The following is an 18,944-nucleotide window of genomic DNA, read 5'->3' as shown; positions in this document are numbered from 1 at the left end:
CGTAGCAATACATTTTATTGATAACGCAGGAACAGGATATTGTTCTCCAGATGCACATGCTCAAAGGTCATACCTTCCAGCTCCTCAAGGCGTGCATAGGTCAGGCGGTAAGTCGTGCAGGCATGCGCAGGCGGTGTGTAATCATTGGTTACCCGGCGGAGTTCGCGGAGGATCTCACCGGCCCCGTCATGCTCAGCTTCCAGATTATGCAGCAGGCCGCGCAGCTCCGATAGGCCTTCTTCAGTCGGGTTCTGTGTGTAGGCCAGCATTTTAGGGAATTCGCTCTCTTCTTCCTTCGCCGTATGCTGAAGCAGATCTTCGCGTAAAAGATTAAACAGGCGGTGCATCTCACCCAGATGCGGAGAATCCTCGCCATGCACGCGGAAGACTTTGGTCACATTCTGGCTGATTAGCGGAAGCTCTTCACGCAGGTAGCGGTGATGCTTGTTCACGATATAATTCACCAGCTCTTCAGAGGAGGCCTCGTTCCAGGCTGTATCCTCTTCCAGCACCGGATGCTCTTCCTGCAGCTTGTTCAGATCGTGAATCATCGCTTCCGGATCAAGCCCTTTCTCGGCAGCAGCTTCAGCCAGCGGCTTCGCGCCTCCACAGCAGAAATCAATACGCTTAGCCTTGAAATAATCCGCAGCCTTAGGGAACTGCAGGACGATGTCTCTGACCATTGCTTCAGAGGTAAAACCTGATTGAATTGTTATATCGTTTAATTGATTGGACGCCATTGTGGCCCCTCCTCATGTTATGGGTATAGGTTTTTAGTTGCTGATCACCTTTACACCTTAACACCGGCAGGAGGATGGACTAGTGATTGTACGCACTGGATATATAAAATTTTATTGAACGGAATGATTTAAAAAAAATCCATCATGTATAATATAGTAGACATAATGTTAAATATATATTACAATTTACACGAGGTGAGGGAATGAGGAAAAACCTGAGGCTTAAGGCCTCAAGAGCGGCAAAAGACATGTCGCAGAAGCAGCTGGCGGATGCTGTGGGAGTCACCAGACAGACGATTATTGCGATTGAGAACGGTGACTACAATCCCACCATCAGGTTATGTATTGATATTTGCCTAACACTGGGTAAGACGCTGGATCAACTTTTTTGGGAGGGAACTGAGCATGAGCAAAGCTAACCTGGACGAAAGACAACTGTTGAAGCGGAACAAAGCGGGGAATCAGTCATTTATTTTACTGGCCTTCCTGCTGTTGGCGGATATGGGCCTGCATAATTACGGAATACAGTGGCTCAAGTATCCATTGAGTAATTATGTTATTTTTATGATTGGTGTCGGCTCCTATTTGGTACGTCTGATCTGGAACGGTTCCTATGTAGGACCTGGACGGGAGGGCCTGACAGCTAATAGCAGAAGCGTAGCCGTTATCCTTCTAGCAATTCTGATTGCAGTATGTATCATTATTGCAGCGCGCGTGAGTCCACCCCCGATAACACCAGACGGTAGTGCAAGCGGAAACACAATTCTGATCATATCTGCAGCAGTTGGAGTGGTGATCTTAAGTCTGGTTTATTGGATCAGAAGAAGGAATAACCGGGATGAGGCGTAAAAAGTACCTGGCGGATTCCTAAGGATTCCCGATCATTCCCAAAGTGCTGCCGCATCAAGGAGCTCAACAAGTTAATCAGCAGCACTTTCCTTCTAGTTTTTCCTCTAAAATCATTCTCAAAGCCACCTTTAACTCTTCAATGTATGATAATATGATTTATTGAACAGTCGCCTGCATATATGTCCGTTTGCCTTGCGCGTCCTTCAAATAGGGCCCAAGACCGGCAAACCGCGAATGGTCCACGTACACTCCAGTCATCCACCTGCCTTCGGTCAGACCTCCATTCCACTGCAGCACCAGATCCGGGGCAGAAATCCATTCCTGATAGACTCTGATATTCTTATCCTTATATTCTTTGGCTTGTTTATTCATTTCAATTAACGGGGTCTGTGTCATATAGGTAGGCACGAAGTATACAGAAATAAGCTCCAAATCATCTTCGCTGAGAAAAGCTTCTTCACCTAAGTAAGGCTGGAGCAGCAGCGTATTCTCATACATCGACCAGATTACCGCCTGCAGCACCATACTCTGACTAATGCCGTTATGAAAGGTGAAGCGGCGCGGCGGGCCGGAGGTATCGCTATCCGCAGCTGTCACAGGCTCCAGACAATGCCGTTCACAACCGATGCATTTCCAGCCGGAGGGGCTTTGAATCCACTTCTGAAATACACTGCCGCTATCATTGTCCCCTTTGTATAGAGAGGATATGATCTCATAAGGCACGCCAATCCAGGCATCCCATAATGAAGCGGGAAGATGGCTATGAAGCATAAACAACACCTTGTCATAAATCAGCTGCACTCTAATTGAAGCAGTCTCCAGTTCAGCGACATCCTTTTTTCCATAGGCTATTTCGCGGGAAAACAAGGTGATGGTCATGATCCTCGCCTCCTAAAAGTTTTGTGAGCTTAAACATCCCTGAATCAGCATCGTTCAAAACTTGCATCGAAAGCATACGCTTGGTTTTGTGAGCGTTACTTCATAAGAGTCCACTACGGCAAAACTTGCATCGAAAGCATCGTCTTAGTTTGCTTGCCTTAACTTTGGCTTATTCACATCCTCCTTAGGCTTTTCCCAGTTTTGTCAACGCTTCCACACATCCGTAACTTTAGTTTGTTCTATTATATTACACAGGTTTGGACACAGTGCAAGTTTTATTTAGCAGAACCGAAGCAAAAACCCCTTAAACCGGAGACCGGTAAGGGGCTGTCATTAGGAATATGAAACGTAACTACTCAACCCAGCTCTCGGCCCAGGACTGAATTTGCTGCATAACCGGCTCAAGCGCCCGGCCTTTGGTGGTTAGTTCATACTCAATGCGCACAGGTGTCTCCGGGTACACATGACGTACCAGAATGCCTTCACATTCCAGATCCTTCATACGCTCGGACAGCATCTTGTCGCTCATTGTCGGAATCAGTCCGGAAATATCCTTGAACCGCTTAGGGCCGCTCATCAATGTCTGAATAATAAGTCCATTCCAACGTTTGCCTAAAAAAGAAAAGGCCGTCTCGAATCTCGGGCACATCGTCAGTTGATGTTCTTCCATTGTTTTTCACCTCTCACTTGTGAAGCTTACTATTAGTTAGTATATATAATTTTACCACATTTATTCTGTAATGAACATCGTTTACCAAAAAAAAGTTCATTAACCATAACTATTATATCCCCGTTGTCAATCCCTTGTGTCTGCTTTCTGCTCCCGCTGATGAATCGCTTCAGTTACTACGTAGGCAAGGTCGTCATTACTATACAGTGACAGCACACCGAGTACGGTATCATCGGAGATAAATCCGGCCTCTTCCTCGGATACAGTCAGCGCCAGTGCATTGCTGAGCGCCTGATTGCCCTCCTGCTGCGGATATGCCTGCAAATACAGTGCGTGCGGGTCCAGCCCGTTATTCACACACCACTGGGCAAAAACAAGAATCATCATTTCCTCATCCCGTTTGTAGCTTTCAATAATTCTCTCTTCCATTGACTTGCCGTAATCCTGATCCTCCATGTTGTTCTCCTCTCTGCTGCTAATCTGAATTTCAACGGCTGAGCTTCGCTGCCAGCTCATGGCTAGGCAGTACGGCTGAGGCGGAAATACCGCATTGCTCCGGTGTCGCGATGTGACTCAGGTAATGGCTGACTGCTCCACTGAAGCCTCTGCGCTCCAGTATAGTGTCCCAACTGCCGAAATTCTGCGTACGCGGCAGGGAACCCTGCTCATATAATATTACCCGTTCCATATCTGTCACCTCTACCGATCTGCCGTTTCCGTGCAGCTCCAGCTTCTCCAGATCAGCACCGGCATCACGCACCATGCTGTATATTCCGGTTGCTCCGCTCTTCCAGTCCAGCTGCCCTAACGACTGCAGCAATCTGTCTTCCGCATTTGTCTTCAGGCTGCTGTGAAGCAATTCATAATCGCCGCCGCACAGCCAGAGGAGCAGATCCAGCATATGGATCAGATCATCATGAATAGTCTCATGGCTTGCTCCCTGCTGCAGCTTCGTCCGGTGCTTGATTGCGCTGCACTGGCTAATGCCTCCGGCTTTCTGCAGCCAGGACTTGGCCGCCATGTACATCGGAGCGTAGCGGCGGTTGAAGCCGACACCCAGCAGCAGACCTTTGTTCTCTGCGAGTTCAGCCATCCGCCGGGATTCTTCCAGATGATAAGACAGCGGCTTGTCCACATATACGGACACCCCATGCTCCAGGCAACGGGTAACAAGTTCATAATGTGTAGGTGTAGGGCTATGCACGAATACAGCATCAAGATCCCAGGATAACAGCTCAGTCAGTTCTGTTGTCCCCTTCTGAAGACGATAAGTCTGAACCGCCCGTTGTACCGTCGCAGGTGAATGACTGAGTACCCCTACAACTTCCGCCTGATCATGACGGGAGAGCAGCGGCAAATAGACTTTGCGGGCAATATCGCCGATGCCAATCATGGCCACTCTTTTGCGTACAGGTATATTCATTGAGGTATCTCCCTTAAATATTGGGGATTTCTATCCCTTATAGGTGTATTATACCGTGACAAGCGGCGGCGACAATGATCTTTGCTTCAATAATCACTTTTTTTTCAGTATGATGAAATGTATGGAGTGAAGAAGGGGCATAGTAAAATGAGAAAATGGCTGACGGTAATTCTGTATGTTTCGTGCATAATCCTAGCGTTTATCTACAGGTATGAGATTCTGGCCTGGCTCAAAGAGGACCATAACCTGCTTCTGTCCATGCTAGCAGCCACGGTTCTGGCCTTGTTTCCGGTAATCCCCTACAAGCTGATCATTGGTCTGTTCGGATACGCCTATGGAAGCCTGGCGGGAGCGTTAATATGCTGGACGGCAACCACATTGGCTGCAGCGATCGTGTATGGTCTTGTTAAATTTATGTTCCAGAATAAATCCATGACTTATCTGAACTCGATTTCGGCGCTGGATAAATTCACCGGGGCTGTGCAGCGGCGTCCGTTTGCCTCTGTAGTCCTCGCCCGGCTGGCGCCTGTGATTCCGCAAATGGCTGTGAATATCTACGCCGGTGCTGCCGGGCTGCCCTTCTGGAGTTATCTTGCAGCAACCGGCCTTGGTAAAATCCCGGGGATTACCCTGTACGCCTTCCTCGGCGGCCAGATGTTCCAGCATCCGCGCAGTGCTGCCATTGCCGTGATTCTCTACGTCGCCGTGCTTGCAGCTGCCGGATTCTCCATACGTCCGCGGTCCGCTAAACTCTGAGGGGTATCCATCAAGCTGGCAGAGTGCAGCTATTTGATTTATAATTAAATTGTGATCTATTTAATTGCATTCTATAGATGGAGGGATATTAATGAGTGAAGTTCAATCTGATTCTATAAACATCAAGACGGAAAAAGCTACGTTCGCCGGAGGATGCTTCTGGTGCATGGTATCCCCGTTTGAAGAACTTCCCGGTATTGTCGAGGTAATCTCCGGCTATACAGGCGGCCATACCGTTAATCCGACTTACGAGGAAGTCTGCTCGGAAACGACCGGACATGTCGAGGCTGTGCAGATTACGTTTAATCCGGATATTTTCCCATATACCAAGCTGCTTGAGCTGTTCTGGCAGCAGATTGACCCTACTGATGCCGGAGGGCAATTCCATGACCGCGGAACCTCCTACGGAACGGCGATTTTCACCCATTCGGAAGAACAGCGGCAGCAGGCTGAGGCATCTAAGGCAGCACTGCAAGCCAGCGGACGTTTCTCTGCTCCTATTGTGACTCCGATTCTACCGGCTAAGCCTTTCTATCCGGCCGAAGAATACCACCAGGGCTATCACCACAAGAATCCCGGCCATTACAAGCGTTACCGCAAGGGCTCCGGGCGGGAAGCTTTTATCGAAACCCACTGGACCCACAAGGAGGACAAAAAAAGCCTGAAGGAGCGCCTGACTCCGCTGCAGTATGAAGTTACGCAGAACAGCGCTACCGAATCCCCCTTCCGCAACGAATTCTGGGATCATCACGGGGATGGAATCTATGTGGACATTGTTTCCGGTGAACCCCTGTTCAGCTCACAGGATAAATTCGATTCCGACTGCGGCTGGCCGAGCTTCATGCGTCCGATCCGCGATTATGCAGTCAAGGAGAAATCTGACCTCAGCCATCTGATGATCCGTACCGAAGTGCGCAGCAAAACAGCCGATTCCCATCTCGGCCATGTCTTTAATGATGGTCCCGGGGCAAACGGGCTGCGCTACTGCATCAATTCGGCGGCTTTACGTTTTGTGCCCAAAGAAGATTTGGAGAAGGAAGGCTACGGTGAGTACCGCGTTCTTTTCCAGCATGCTTGACGCAGGTACTTACGGCTGTCCCGTCCACCCATAGACAGTCATCGCTACAGCAGAAAGCCTCCAGACCGGTAATAACGGGTTTGGAGGCTTTTTACATGAGTGTTATAGCCCTTATAAAAACAAACTCATCCCCGGTGCCCCGGCAGGCCGTTCCAGAAATCCGAACTGACTGTAGAAGCCCGATTTCCCCTGGGCGGATGACAACTGAATCCAGCGGATTCCCCGGCTGCGGCAATGACTGATCAGCTGATCCATAACTGCGCGTCCCAGCCCCTGCTTCTGATAAGCCGGAAGCACAATCATATCGCACACATAACACTGGATTACACCATCGGAAACGATCCGGCCGGTAGCCACCAGGCGGTCATCCTCATACACCGTGAGAATATGCCAGCTATTCTTCAGCGCCATGTGCATATGTTCCTTCGTCCAGAGCCTATCTGCATTCCAGCCGGTGGATTGATATAAGCTGTAGTACTCATCCATGTCCGGAATATCTGTATGGTAAGTAAAGCCCACTCCTCTTCCCCCTTAATCACTTCAAACTCTGAACCTGACCATTCAGCTGCTTATTTATTATCTTTCTCAGTATCATTCTCTTCTGGAGCTGGTGCAGCAGGCATCTCAACATCACGGTCCAGCAGTTCCCGGTTCTGTTCACGGTTGCCCTGGCGTATCTGTTCGAAGTGTTCCCGCTCCCGACGCTTAAGGATTCTGCGGACCCAGATCACAACCGCCACAACCACTGCAGCCACGATCAGCACCGGAAGTGCAGCCGCCAGCACAACTACAAGCCACTGGAACATTACAGATAATGCCTTCATGCTGCCCTGCAGCGCCTCCGAAGCACGTTCACCCAGCGGTCCTTGTTTTTTCACTTGCGTGACGGCGATGCTCTCCTCTGTCTGGTAAAGGCGAAGCTCAACGGTTGAGAAGGATACGTTCTGGTCGATATAACGCATTCTGCCCTTGATCTGTTCGATTTGCTCCTGGATTGCACCCAGCTGGTTGGCAAACTGCACAAGATCTGCCGGCTTGGTCGCTTTTTTCATGAAATCGATATATTGGGTCTCCATCATCTGCTTAGCCTTGAGGCGTGACTCCAGATCTACGTACTCTTCCGAGACATCCTGCCCCTGAATACTTCTCTGCAGCTTCTCATGTTTGACCTTCTCCAGATTGTTCAGAAAAGAAGAGAAGCCCGACGCCGGCACCTTGAGGATGAAGGTTCCGCCCTGTTCATATTCAGACATATTCTCTGAAAATTCAATAATGTAACCGCCTGCCAGTGTAATCATATTCCGTACTTCGGTCTGCGCCGCCCCGTAATCGGCTACCTCCATGTTGAGGTTAGCCTTATAGATCAGCTTTTTGTTCAGACCTGCCACCACATCGGTTCCCGTGAACCCGGCTGAAGCGTCTGCCGCCTGCTCCGCTCCCGGATTAGGGACCGCAGGATTCGCACCTCTGCCTTGCACCACATTGTGATCATTCACAGCCACCGTGGAAGTGGAATTGAAATTATCGGTCATTTCCTTTGCCGCCGGTACACTCGCAGCTGAGCCTTCTTCCGCCGCCGCCGCTGATTCAGCGGTCATCGCACTGTTTGCTGTATCCGCCGCCGAATTGTTATTGCCTGCCCCGCACCCCGCCAGAACCACTGCCAAAACAATTAAACACAACAAAGAATGCAGACCCCATTTTCGCATGTTCATTCCTCCAAAAGTGTAATGGCGAAAGGCCGTTATATCTATCGATCTCTTCCGCGCTTACACCCTTTGACGTTCCAAAAGCTGGAAGGTTGCAGACAATTAGGAGGATGGCAGCCTTTTTTTGTGTTTTTTTCCCATATCGGTAAAAATGCCAAACAGGACCTCTCAACAGCTGAATGATCCCGTTTGCGTAATAGCTCTTTATTTGTTACAATTATAGTGTCTGTAAAAGACAAAAAACACCAAATACCCTCCATTCTCAAGGAATAAGGGTAAGGTGCTGTTCGGACAAGCTCCACCTTGCCGGACAGATCTATTCAATTGCTAACTGATTTATGATGCCAACTACTATAAGAGGAGGTGAACCCTCATGGCAAAAGACGTATTGTGTGCAGTTAACTCCTGTACTTACTGGGCTGAAGAAAACAAATGCAACGCTGAGTCCATCTTCGTTGCTTACCACAGCTCCAAAGAACCTACTCATTCTGAAGAAACAGATTGCAAAACCTTCGAAAGCAAATAATGATTGAAGAATATCGAAGGGACCCTCCACGGTTCCTTCTTTTCTTTTTTCATTTTATCAAGAATGATAATTATTATCAAGTGTTTCTTGCAAAAAAAATGAAAATAAATCACCATAACCAGAGTGGATTACTCTGGTTATGGTGATTTATTTGTGTCCGGCAGCTATCACAGATTGGCTAAAACGTTTACCGGCTGACTGCTCCGCTCTTCTCCCGTACTAGGACCGCCGCCTTCACCATATTACGCAGCGCGGCTGTGGTCTCTTCCCATCCGCGAGTCTTCAATCCGCAGTCCGGATTAATCCAGAACTGCTGCACATCCAGAGCGCGCAGCGCCCGCTCGATGGCCGAAGTCATCTCCTCTACGACAGGAACCCGCGGACTGTGAATATCGTACACTCCGAGTCCAATGCCCTTGTCATATTCCTGCTCCTCGAAGCTGACGATCAGCTCCCCGTGGCTGCGGGAGGTCTCAATTGAGATAACATCCGCGTCCATCGCCGAGATCGAACCAATCATGTCGTTGAATTCGCTGTAGCACATATGCGTATGCACCTGGGTCGTATCCTTGACATGGTTCGTCGCGATCCGGAACGATTTCACGGCCCAATTCAGGTAATGCTCATGATCTCCCGCCTTCAGCGGCAAGCCTTCGCGGATGGCCGGTTCATCGACCTGGATCATCTCAATGCCCGCCTCCTCCAGGGCTGTCACCTCATGGCGCAGCGCAAGTGCGATTTGCCCTGCAACGGCTTCACGGCTGAGATCATCGCGGACAAAGGACCAGTTCAGGATCGTGACCGGACCCGTCAGCATCCCCTTGACCGGCAGCTTCGTCAGCGACTGGGCATACAGGCTTTCTTTGACGGTCATCGGCTCGATAAAAGCAACATCGGCATAGATAACAGGCGGCTTCACGCAGCGTGAGCCATACGATTGAACCCAGCCGCCTCCGGTGAAGAGATAACCGGCCAGCTTCTCCCCGAAGAATTCGACCATATCTGTCCGCTCAAACTCCCCGTGTACCAGTACGTCAAGTCCAAGCTCCTCCTGAAGGGTGATGGCCTCAGCGATTTGACGCTTGATGAACCCGTCATAACGCTCCTGGGTCCATACCCCCTTGCGCCATTTCAGCCGGGCCTGGCGGACCTCAGCCGTCTGCGGGAAGCTGCCGATGGTGGTTGTCGGCAGCAGCGGCAGCCGCCACTTCTCCTGCTGAACCTTCACCCGTTCTGCAAAAGGAAGACTGCGGTTGTCCGGCAGCTTCTCCAACGAGCGTACCTGCTCGGCTACATCCTCACGCCCGCGTTCCGGAAGGGCACGGAATATAGCAAGCACCTCACGGTTTGCGGCCAGCTCCGCTGCATAACGTTCAGTCCCCCCGTCTGCAGCTGCCGCAATAAGAACCAGCTCATTAAGCTTCTCATTGGCGAAGGCTAATGCATTCTTGACCGCTGATTTCAGTTTGTCTTCCCCTTCGACTGTAACCGGCACATGCAGCAGGCTCGAGGCGGGCTGAAGAATCAGCTGCTCTTGTGGCACATATTTCTGCAGTTCGGCAACCTGCTCCAGCTTGGCATCTATATCCGAACGCCAGATATTGCGTCCGTCGATAATTCCGGCAGCCAGGGTCTTATCCTGCGGCCAGCCCAGGCGGGCAATGGACTCCAGGTTCTTGCCTCCGTCATGGACGAAATCCAGGCCCAGGCCTTGCACTGGCAATTCCAGCAAGGCTTCCAGCGGCTCGGCAGCTTCGAAATACGTCTGCAGAATGATATTAAGGCCCGGTACTGAAGCGGCGATCTCCCCATAGATGTTCTTAAGCAATGCGATGTCCCCTGCCGTTAAGCCTGTTACAACTGCCGGCTCATCGATCTGTACCCAGGCCACTCCTTCCTGCAGCAGCTCCTGCAGCAGCTGCACGTATACCGGCAGGAAGCGGGCAGCAACTGCGGATATTTCGGCAGCCGGGAAGCCCTTGGACAGCTTGAGGAAGGTATAGAGCCCTACTATAACAGGCTTGCCTTCTATGCCCGCCCGCTCTTTGGCGAACCGGTAGGCTGCCAGCTGCTTATTCTCTGTCAGGACAGGTGTAATGCTGCCAATCTCAGGCACGATGTAATGGTAGTTCGTATTGAACCATTTGGTCATCTCGCAGGCTGTAGCCCCTGCATTGCCGCGGGCCATGGCAAAGTACAGGTCGAGCGGAATCTCTCCGCCCTGATAACCATAGCGCGCCGGTACAATTCCGAACATCGCTGCTGTATCCAGCACATGATCATAGAAGGTGAAGTCGCCCACCGGAATCAGCTCTATGCCGGCCTGCTGCTGGGTCTGCAAATGCTGAAGCTGAATTTCTTCCATCTGCGAGCGGAAATTCTGCTCATCTATTTTCCCGGCCCAGTAAGCCTCCAATGTTTTTTTCCATTCGCGGTTCTTGCCGATTCTCGGATAGCCGATGCTGCTTGTCTTAATTCCTTTGCTCATTTATGTCCGCTCCTCTTGGGTTAAGTTAGGTGCTGCATCCTTAATCTGCTGCCATCTTACTTCACATTTTCCGCAGTCCGCAACAGATTCCGGGGAGTTTGGCTATACAGATTCCTTATAACAAAAGCAAATCACCCCACAAAGTGGGGTTTTAGCTTCGGGGATCACTCAGGTACTTTCCGGAGACCCCGAACTTAATAAAAGCCGCACTCTCCATTGAAGGAGGTGCGGCTGTGGCAACCGTGCTGACGGGTTCAGAACCAGACCAGATAGACCACACCGGCTAGAATAATCCGGTAGATGGCGAAGGGCAGCAGCTTGATTCTGTTAATCAGCTTCAGGAAGAAACGCATCGACAACAGCGCGAACAGGAAGGCGCTGATAAAGCCGGCAATGAAGAATGGCAGGGCATCCAGTGTGAAGTACTGCCAATTCTTCAGCAGCGAAATCAGGCTGGCACCGGCCATAATCGGCACAGCCATAATGAAGGTGAAATCGGCAGCCGCGCGGTGGCTCATCCCCAGCAGCACGCCGCCGGAAATCGTCGAGCCGGACCGTGAGAACCCCGGCCACAGGGAGACACACTGGATCAGTCCGACCGATAGCGCCTGCCTATATGTAATCTGGTCAACACTCTCTGTTTTGATGGTTTTGGGTGCAAACCGGTCGGCACAGATCATAAATATAGCACCAACAACCAGTCCGATCAGCACTGTAGAAGTGGAAAATAAATGCTCATCAATGTAATCCTCGAACAGAAACCCGAAGATTCCGGCGGGAATCAGGCCTACGATTACCTGGGCTAACTTCAGACGGCCTTCGGCAGGCGCCTGCGGCTGCCCCTCAGGCACCACCGTCAGCTCCTTGCGGCTGAATTTCTTCAGCCCGAGCAGATCGATGAACCGGTTACGGAAAATAATAACTACAGCAAGGATGGAGCCCAGCTGAATAACAACCTTGAACGTGTTCGCCGTATATTTTCCCAGAAACTCCTGCGATTTAAGCCACATATCATCCACGATGATCATATGGCCTGTTGAGGATACCGGAGCAAATTCAGTCAGTCCTTCTACAATTCCCAGTATGATTGCTTTGACAATGGTCAGCAGCTCCATGGTTATCCTCCTTTGATTGTTGAAAAATCATCCCCGGACCTTGCCGGCATTCAGTCTTTTACGGTAATACAGGAATCCGAGCAACAATAGTCCTGCGGCAATGATGGCATATACTACACTGGAATAGGTGCCAATAATACCGGCAATATCCTCCCACGACTCCCCGAGCGCTGCCCCCAGCAGCACCAGCAGCACATTCCAGCCTAATGTTCCGATCGTTGTAAACAGCATGAACACGCCGAATTTCATCCCGGACATCCCTGCGGGAATGGAGATCAGACTGCGTACGAGCGGAATCATCCGGCAGAAAAGCACGGTCCAGTAGCCATATTTGTCAAACCAGGCGTCCGCCTTGCGGATATCCTTCCCGCTGATCCGCAGCAGGCCGCCCCAGCGGTCTACGATCCGCTCCAGTCTGTCCACATCCAGCATCCGTCCGATCCAGTACAGAATCACTGCTCCCAGCAGTGAACCGGCGGTTGAAGCGATCAGCACTCCGGGAATCGTCATGTCAGTCGTAGTGGTCATGAATCCGCCGAAGGGGAGAATGACCTCTGAGGGAATGGGCGGAAAAACATTCTCCAGCGCCAGCATCAGAAAGATGCCAAAGTATCCGAACTGCTCCATAAAATCCGTAATCCATGTTTGCATATGCGGGCCTCCTGTTTAGAGCAGATTTTTCTTGAGATTGCGTAAATAACGGCTGCGGATAAAAAAGAAATAGATTCCCTGGGCTGCCAGATATCCGGCCAGCACTGCCCCTGTCTCGGCCGCAATCGACAGATAGAACAGGCGCTGCAGGGCAATGAAAGCAAAGACGCTGTGCAATATGGCCAGCAGCACCGGAATAAAGAACATCAGGGCCAGCTGCTGGGTGACGCTGCGGTCCAGCTCCTGATCGGTGAAGCCCATTTTGGACAACGCAGAATACTGGAAACGGTCATGCTCCAGATCCATGTACAGCCGGAAATACAGGAAGCTTCCTGCCGCGATGAAGAAGACGGTCCCCACCAGCAGGGAAGCAAACAGCATTGTGCTGTACAGCGTCCGCTGAATCTCAAACAGTGTACCGCTGACCACGACAGCGTAATTCGCCTTATGCTCATAGGCGACCTTGCCGCCGTCCGCAAGACTTGAAGCAATGCCTACCGTCTGGGGGAAATCCTCCATGTAAAAGCCGTAGTATATATCCTGCTGGACCGGAGCTATAGAGTTATAGAGACTGTCGCTAACCACCAGGCCGCTGAAATCTCCTCCGCCCCGCCCGTCCAGCTCCGGCAGCAGATATTCGGCAACCGGCACATGCTGTGTGTAGCCAATTTCCCGGATATCGGTTCCCTGCTCCAGTGTATAAGTGGCTTTGACACGCTCACTGATCAGACTGCGGTCCCGCTGGGAGCCGATCATCACCAGACCGTCGTGTCCTTCCAGCGGAGGTTCAGAGGAATCGAAGCCGGCATATTGGAGAGCCAGCCTATAGTCACTGTAAGCCATGAGCGGCAACCGTTCGGTATGGTCCGGTCCGCTCTGCGAGGCCACATCTGCATATTTCACTGGGATCGACAAGGTATCATACGCTAGTCCCAACTGCTTCAGCTCCGACTCGATGCCTTCCAAATCCTGCACTGCCGTGGAACTGGCCGCTCCGCCTTTGGCGACGTAGCCTACGGCTGCGGGATAATCCAGCTTCAGCTCCCGGGACAGGGTATGGATCGAGGCGAAAACACCCACCGAAGTGAAGGATACCGCCGAGACAATGGTCACCATGAAGAACATCCGCCCGTTATCCTTCCAGCGGTAGGATAAACCCGAGAAGGTGATAATCCGCATCCGTTGCCAATAGAAGCGCCGGATTCTTCTCAGCTGTTCCACCACGTATAGACTCAGCTGTGTATAGAACAGGTAGGTACCCACTACCGTGATAGCCACTACCGGGAACATCATCACCTCAACCGTTGTGGCTGTAGTCAGCACTGCCAGCACATAACCGCCAAGCAGCAGTAGAGCGGCGAGCAGCGCCTGCCAGCGGTGAACGTGCGGCTCCGCATCTCCTCTGCGTCCGCCTTGGAACATTCCCCGCGGAGACTCATTGCCGATAAAAAAGAAGGTGCACAGCGAGATCAGGACGAACAACAGCACAAAGCTGATAATAGTCAGCACCGGTGCCTGCCAGCTAAGATGGAAATCCAGCGGGGGAATGCCGAGAAAAGCGGAGCCGATCATCAGGAACAGCTTGCCGAGCAGCATCCCGAGCAGTGTGCCGGTAAAGATGGCCGAGCCGCCGATCAGCATATTTTCCAGAAACACCATCTTGTTGAGCTGCTGCTTGGTCATGCCATGCATCAGCAGAATACCGAACTCCAGCTTGCGGGACTGCAGGAAGGAGCCGACGGATACCAGGACAAACAGTGAGCAGAAAACATAGATGATCCCTTCCGCCATCATCATTGTCTTAGCCGCAGTATCCAGAATAAGAGCTCCTGAGATTACCGGATGAAAGATAAACAATGCGCACAGAAAGAAAATCATCACCGAAAAGGCACTGCTGACGAAGTAGGCGGCATACTTGCGCTTGCTCCGGGTTACGTTCCTATAGGCGAATTGCCGAAAGGTCATGGCCGGCTCCTCCCAGCAGCGACAGCATGTCGATGATATTCTGGAAGAAGGCGGCTCTGCTGCTGCCCCGGTACATCTCGCTGTAGAAGCGGCCGTCTTTGATAAAAATCACCCGGTGGCAAAAGCTCGCTGCCACCGCGTCATGCGTAACCATCAGCACTGTCGCTCCCTCGGCTTCATTCACTTCAGCCAGCGCCCCGGTACATCTCGCTGTAGAAGCGGCCGTCTTTGATAAAAATCACCCGGTGGCAAAAGCTCGCTGCCACCGCGTCATGCGTAACCATCAGCACTGTCGCTCCCTCGGCTTCATTCACTTCAGCCAGCAGCCCCATCACTTCTTCCGACGCCTTGGAATCCAGGCTGCCGGTGGGTTCATCCGCCAGAATCAGCGAAGGGCGGTGGATCATCGCCCGGGCAATCGCTACGCGCTGCATCTGGCCGCCGGAGATTTCATAGGTGCGTTTGTGCAGCAGCCCGGCAATGTCCAGCCTGGAGGCCACTTCGGCCAGCCGCTTTTCCATTTCCGCAACGGAACTCCCGCTTAAAGTCAGCGGCAATACTACATTCTCTTCTACCGTGAGCGTGTCCAGTAGATTGAAATGCTGGAATACAAACCCCAGCTCCTTGCGGCGGAACAACGCCTTCTCTTTACGGCCCAGCAGGTTAGGGTCCCGGCCGCTGATCATTACCTGGCCTGAGGTAGGTTCATCAATCGTCGCGATGACATTGAGCAGTGTGGTTTTGCCGCTGCCGGACGGGCCCATAATTCCGACGAATTCCCCCTTCTCCACGGCGAACCGGATATGGTTCAGCGCGTGAATGGATACCTTGCCTTCATATATTTTGGATAAATTGTGTACGTCTAATAGGGGCAAGGGCTACCGCTCCTCTTTCACCTGGATTGCTTTCATTATACAAACTGTAAACTAATGCTGCTATTTCTGAAACTTACAGCTACCTTACAGTATTGTAAGCACAGTTGTAGTTGACAGTTGACAGTGCAGAGATAAGGCCTTATATTTAAATGCATGAGCATGCATGTATTTTATGGAGAGCCGATTATTTGTTACATAGTCCCCCCAGCCGCATGCCAATTCCAGATTGAACGAAGGAGCGCGACGAATAATGAAGGATCTGTTCACCCCCTATGAGTTTAAGAGCCTGAAGCTGAAGAACCGGGTAGTTATGCCGCCCATGTGCCAGTATTCGGTCACCAATAAAGATGGAATCGCTACAGATTGGCATTATAACCATTATGTGAGCCGTGCAGTCGGCGGTGCCGGACTGATTATTGTAGAGATGGCTGATGTTGACCCGGATGGCCGTATCACCGACTATGATCTGGGACTCTGGTCCGATGAACAGATCCCTGCCCTGGCCCGGATCGTGGAGGCCAGCCATGCCTACGGTACCAAAGTGGGGATTCAGGTCGCCCATGCCGGACGCAAGGCCGAGGATGCCGTGCTTCCTGTCTCCTCTTCCGCTATTCCTTTTGACGATAAGTCTACTACTCCGCATGCCTTGACTACGGAAGAAGTGAAAGCTATGGTAGGCAAATTCAAGCTGGGTGTGCAGCGGGCCGTCCAGGCCGGCTTCGATGTCATTGAGCTGCATGGTGCCCACGGCTACCTGATTCACCAGTTCCACTCACCGCTGACCAACCAGAGAACGGATGAGTACGGACAGGACCGGACGCTGTTCGGCCGGGAAGTGATTGCTGCCGCGAAGAGCGTAATGCCTGAGGGTATGCCGCTGATCATGCGCATTTCCGCGCAGGAATACGTTGAGGGCGGCTATGGGCTCACCGAGAGCCTGGAAATCAGCAGAGCTTATAAGGAAGCCGGAGCGGATATCTTCCACATCAGTGCAGGCGGTGAAGGCCCGATAGCTGCAGCCGGCAGACCGGGCACACATGCTGCCTATCAGGTGCCGCTGGCCAGAGCTATCAAGCAGGAGCTGAATGTGCCGGTGATTGCCGTCGGCCGGCTGGATGAAGCGGTACTCGCCAACGCGGTCATCGGCAATGAAGAGGCTGATCTCGTAGCGGTTGGACGGGGCATGCTGAGAAATCCTTACTGGACGCTGGAAGCTGGTGTAGTGCTCGGCAAAGACGCGGGCGTTCCCAAGCAGTATGAGTTCGGGTTTCCCCGCGCCGCCAAATAATTGAGCATTCCCTGCGGTGTCCTTCTCTTCTTCCAGATGATATACTAAAGTGAAATTTATATTCATGAATGGCATGCACCGGGAGGATTGATGACATGAAGAACACCCCTGCAAATGACCTGATAACCAGCTGGTTGTCACTCTCTCATATACAAATGAATGTTGCCGCTGCACTTGAAGCAAAGCTGATGGAGAACTATCAGTTATCGCTCAAGGAGTTCTACGTACTGCTGTTTCTGTCCGAGGCACCCGAGAAGAAGCTGAAGCTGCAGCAGCTTGAGTCGATGGTCGGGCTGAGCCAGAGCGCCGTATCCCGGCTGGTCAGCCGGTTCGAAGCCAAAGGCTGCGGCGCGCTGCAGCGCAAGGTCTGTGATGATGACCGCAGAAGCATCTATACCTCTTTGACTGACATCGGTCAGAATAAGGTGGACCGGGCACAGGTGACCGTTAATGAAGTGCTGCAAGAAGCCTTTCCTGTAGCCGATATACAGCAGCTGCTGGAACAGCTTGTGCAGCTGAAACAGCAATAGACCCGGGCAGAGCGCCTGCCGGGTGAACCCGCCGTCCCTTACAGGGGCGGCGGGGTTTTGATATGCACCGAACCTCAACCGCCCATTGAGCATACAACGTACTAAACGAAGAATAGCGGGGTGTACGCATGTTGTTCACGGTTATGCAGCTGATTGGCGGTATCATTCTCTCTGTAGGCTGGATTCCACAAATTCTGCAAATCATTAAGACCCGGTCTGTCGCAGACCTTAGCCTGAAGTCCTACCTGCTGATGCTGCTGGGCATCGCCCTTATGGAAGCCTATGCGGTTAACCTGGCCGCTCAGGGGGTCGGGCTCGCTTTTCTGATTACCAATACCCTGTCGCTGGCGGTCGTATCAACGGTCGTCCTCCTGATTATCCGCTACCGGGCCGGCAGCAGGTAGAGCCGAACCGCCTCCCGCTTGTATCAAAATATAATCCGCACTGCCGTCCCCTTGCCCACCTCCGAGGTAATCTCCACCTCATGCTCCAGCTTGCCGCAGATCTGCTTCACCAGATACAGCCCCATGCCGGTAGATTCCTGAAAGCTGCGCCCGTTGACGCCGGTAAAATAAGGATCGAATACCCGCGGCAGGTCACCCGGAGGGATGCCCACGCCTTCATCACGCACCTCCAGCACAGCCCTGCCCTGCTCCTCTAAATACCCGTGGAAATGCACAAACTTCCCCTCCTCCACTGTATAGCGCAGGGCATTGGTTATCAGCTGGGTTATGACGAAGGACAGCCATTTCTCGTCCGAGGTAATCGAAATCCCGCTCTCCACAGAAATCACCGGAAACACCCGCTTACGGATGAACAGCCGTTTCTGTTCCGAGGTCACGCTCCGCACCACGGCCGAGAGCTCCAGCCGCTCGACATAGAAATCATGCTCAAAGGTATCCAGCCGGGCGGTGTAGAGCACCGTTTCCAGCCCTTTCTTCAGCCGGTCCAGCTCATCGCCAATGGCCGTGAACGGAGGCCCGTCTTTATCCTGTATCATCAGATGAATCACCGAAAGCGGCGTCTTCATGCCATGCACCCACTGGTTGATGAAGTGAATATGCTCCTCCAGCTTGTGGCGGTAGTTGTGCAGGTCGTTCTGGTACAGCCGGAACTGCTGGGCCAGCAGCATACGCAGACTCCCGGCCAAAGGCGTGTTCTGCGCCGGCCCTCCGGATTCCTCGAGCGATGCCGGCACCGTCATAAGCCGCTCATAGAATGTACGGTTTGTGAGATACCGGTAGGCAAGATAACCCAGCAGCAGAATCGTACTGAGCAGCGCCGCGTACAGGCTCACCGTGACTCCGCTTCCCCCGTCCAGCCGGTAGACAAGCGTAATCATGATCAGCTGGGCCAGATAGACAATGATCAATGGCGATTGTTCCCGCATGAACAGCTTCAT

21 protein-coding genes and 1 pseudogene are annotated in these 18,944 nt (G+C 52.0%); 8 read left to right on the top strand and 14 right to left on the bottom strand.

The window, feature by feature from the left end; genetic code table 11:
* Positions 1-14: 14 nt before the first annotated feature.
* A complete protein-coding gene (gene ric, locus QW71_RS07160; protein ID WP_039295530.1) occupies positions 15-710 on the bottom strand; it encodes an iron-sulfur cluster repair di-iron protein in 696 nt (231 codons plus the stop codon).
* 233 nt (positions 711-943) lie between these two features.
* On the opposite strand from ric, the gene QW71_RS07155 reads away from it, so the two are divergent.
* Together QW71_RS07155 and QW71_RS07150 are read left to right on the top strand one after the other, a co-directional pair.
* Positions 944-1,159, top strand: a complete 216-nt coding sequence (locus QW71_RS07155) for a helix-turn-helix transcriptional regulator (protein ID WP_039295416.1) — start codon at positions 944-946, stop codon at positions 1,157-1,159.
* Positions 1,146-1,589 carry a hypothetical protein gene (locus tag QW71_RS07150; protein ID WP_039295414.1) on the top strand — a complete coding sequence of 148 codons (444 nt, stop codon included), beginning with the start codon at positions 1,146-1,148 and terminating at the stop codon, positions 1,587-1,589. The genes QW71_RS07155 and QW71_RS07150 overlap by 14 nt, the downstream gene beginning before the upstream one ends.
* 156 nt (positions 1,590-1,745) lie before the next feature.
* Here QW71_RS07150 and QW71_RS37820 read toward each other — a convergent pair whose 3' ends face one another.
* From QW71_RS37820 to QW71_RS07130, 4 genes are all read right to left on the bottom strand, one after another.
* A complete protein-coding gene (locus QW71_RS37820; protein WP_052769922.1) occupies positions 1,746-2,468 on the bottom strand; it encodes a hypothetical protein in 723 nt (240 codons plus the stop codon).
* 352 nt (positions 2,469-2,820) lie between these two features.
* The gene (locus tag QW71_RS07140) at positions 2,821-3,138 is read right to left on the bottom strand and encodes a helix-turn-helix domain-containing protein (RefSeq protein ID WP_039295412.1); all 318 of its coding nucleotides are present in this window, start codon (positions 3,136-3,138) and stop codon (positions 2,821-2,823) included.
* A gap of 126 nt (positions 3,139-3,264) precedes the next feature.
* The gene (locus QW71_RS07135; protein ID WP_039295411.1) at positions 3,265-3,594 is read right to left on the bottom strand and encodes a hypothetical protein; all 330 of its coding nucleotides are present in this window, start codon (positions 3,592-3,594) and stop codon (positions 3,265-3,267) included.
* Positions 3,595-3,625: 31 nt separating this feature from the next.
* Positions 3,626-4,561: a Gfo/Idh/MocA family protein gene (locus QW71_RS07130; RefSeq protein WP_039295409.1), complete on the bottom strand. Its 936-nt coding sequence runs from the start codon at positions 4,559-4,561 to the stop codon at positions 3,626-3,628.
* A 147-nt stretch (positions 4,562-4,708) separates the two neighbouring features.
* On the opposite strand from QW71_RS07130, the gene QW71_RS07125 reads away from it, so the two are divergent.
* Both QW71_RS07125 and msrA read left to right on the top strand, forming a co-directional pair.
* Positions 4,709-5,317: a TVP38/TMEM64 family protein gene (locus tag QW71_RS07125; RefSeq protein ID WP_039295407.1), complete on the top strand. Its 609-nt coding sequence runs from the start codon at positions 4,709-4,711 to the stop codon at positions 5,315-5,317.
* 91 nt (positions 5,318-5,408) lie between these two features.
* Positions 5,409-6,395, top strand: coding sequence for a peptide-methionine (S)-S-oxide reductase MsrA (msrA, locus tag QW71_RS07120; protein WP_047013664.1), 987 nt, complete (start codon positions 5,409-5,411; stop codon positions 6,393-6,395).
* A 111-nt stretch (positions 6,396-6,506) separates the two neighbouring features.
* Here the strand turns inward: msrA and QW71_RS07115 are convergent, their stop codons facing one another.
* Both QW71_RS07115 and QW71_RS36955 read right to left on the bottom strand, forming a co-directional pair.
* Positions 6,507-6,914: a GNAT family N-acetyltransferase gene (locus tag QW71_RS07115; protein WP_235441412.1), complete on the bottom strand. Its 408-nt coding sequence runs from the start codon at positions 6,912-6,914 to the stop codon at positions 6,507-6,509.
* 50 nt (positions 6,915-6,964) lie between these two features.
* Positions 6,965-8,104 (bottom strand): DUF4349 domain-containing protein, encoded by a 1,140-nt coding sequence (locus QW71_RS36955; RefSeq protein WP_052769921.1) that lies wholly within the window; start codon positions 8,102-8,104, stop codon positions 6,965-6,967.
* Between the two features lie 373 nt (positions 8,105-8,477).
* Between QW71_RS36955 and QW71_RS38860 the strand changes: the two genes are divergently transcribed.
* Positions 8,478-8,630, top strand: a complete 153-nt coding sequence (locus QW71_RS38860; protein WP_076245672.1) for a DUF1540 domain-containing protein — start codon at positions 8,478-8,480, stop codon at positions 8,628-8,630.
* A gap of 187 nt (positions 8,631-8,817) precedes the next feature.
* Here QW71_RS38860 and metE read toward each other — a convergent pair whose 3' ends face one another.
* The 6 genes and pseudogenes from metE to QW71_RS07080 form a co-directional block, all read right to left on the bottom strand.
* Complete coding sequence (metE, locus tag QW71_RS07105) at positions 8,818-11,118, bottom strand: 5-methyltetrahydropteroyltriglutamate--homocysteine S-methyltransferase (RefSeq protein WP_039295405.1); 2,301 nt, start codon at positions 11,116-11,118, stop codon at positions 8,818-8,820.
* Positions 11,119-11,372: 254 nt separating this feature from the next.
* Positions 11,373-12,233, bottom strand: coding sequence for an undecaprenyl-diphosphate phosphatase (locus QW71_RS07100; RefSeq protein WP_039295404.1), 861 nt, complete (start codon positions 12,231-12,233; stop codon positions 11,373-11,375).
* A 27-nt stretch (positions 12,234-12,260) separates the two neighbouring features.
* Positions 12,261-12,884, bottom strand: coding sequence for a DedA family protein (locus QW71_RS07095; RefSeq protein WP_039295402.1), 624 nt, complete (start codon positions 12,882-12,884; stop codon positions 12,261-12,263).
* Between the two features lie 15 nt (positions 12,885-12,899).
* Positions 12,900-14,849, bottom strand: coding sequence for an FtsX-like permease family protein (locus QW71_RS07090; RefSeq protein ID WP_039295400.1), 1,950 nt, complete (start codon positions 14,847-14,849; stop codon positions 12,900-12,902).
* Positions 14,824-15,024, bottom strand: a pseudogene (locus QW71_RS07085) (bacitracin ABC transporter ATP-binding protein); the annotation flags it as partial. The pseudogene QW71_RS07085 and the gene QW71_RS07090, both read right to left, overlap by 26 nt.
* A 10-nt stretch (positions 15,025-15,034) precedes the next feature.
* Positions 15,035-15,724 (bottom strand): ABC transporter ATP-binding protein, encoded by a 690-nt coding sequence (locus QW71_RS07080; protein WP_047013663.1) that lies wholly within the window; start codon positions 15,722-15,724, stop codon positions 15,035-15,037.
* A 250-nt stretch (positions 15,725-15,974) separates the two neighbouring features.
* Between QW71_RS07080 and QW71_RS07075 the strand changes: the two genes are divergently transcribed.
* From QW71_RS07075 to QW71_RS07065, 3 genes are all read left to right on the top strand, one after another.
* Positions 15,975-17,012, top strand: a complete 1,038-nt coding sequence (locus tag QW71_RS07075; protein WP_039295396.1) for an NADH:flavin oxidoreductase/NADH oxidase — start codon at positions 15,975-15,977, stop codon at positions 17,010-17,012.
* A gap of 95 nt (positions 17,013-17,107) precedes the next feature.
* Complete coding sequence (locus tag QW71_RS07070; RefSeq protein WP_039295395.1) at positions 17,108-17,542, top strand: MarR family winged helix-turn-helix transcriptional regulator; 435 nt, start codon at positions 17,108-17,110, stop codon at positions 17,540-17,542.
* A gap of 128 nt (positions 17,543-17,670) precedes the next feature.
* Entirely contained in the window at positions 17,671-17,946 is a 276-nt protein-coding gene (locus tag QW71_RS07065) for a PQ-loop domain-containing transporter (protein WP_039295394.1), read from the top strand.
* Between the two features lie 23 nt (positions 17,947-17,969).
* Here QW71_RS07065 and QW71_RS07060 read toward each other — a convergent pair whose 3' ends face one another.
* On the bottom strand, positions 17,970-18,944 hold the full coding sequence (locus QW71_RS07060; protein WP_039295393.1) for a sensor histidine kinase: 975 nt from the start codon (positions 18,942-18,944) through the stop codon (positions 17,970-17,972).

This window comes from Paenibacillus sp. IHB B 3415, assembly GCF_000802655.2.
In the GTDB taxonomy this organism is placed as follows: domain Bacteria; phylum Bacillota; class Bacilli; order Paenibacillales; family Paenibacillaceae; genus Paenibacillus_AQ; species Paenibacillus_AQ phytohabitans.
The sequence above is the reverse complement of the archived record's forward strand: the minus strand, read 5'-3'. Positions and strand labels throughout refer to the sequence as shown.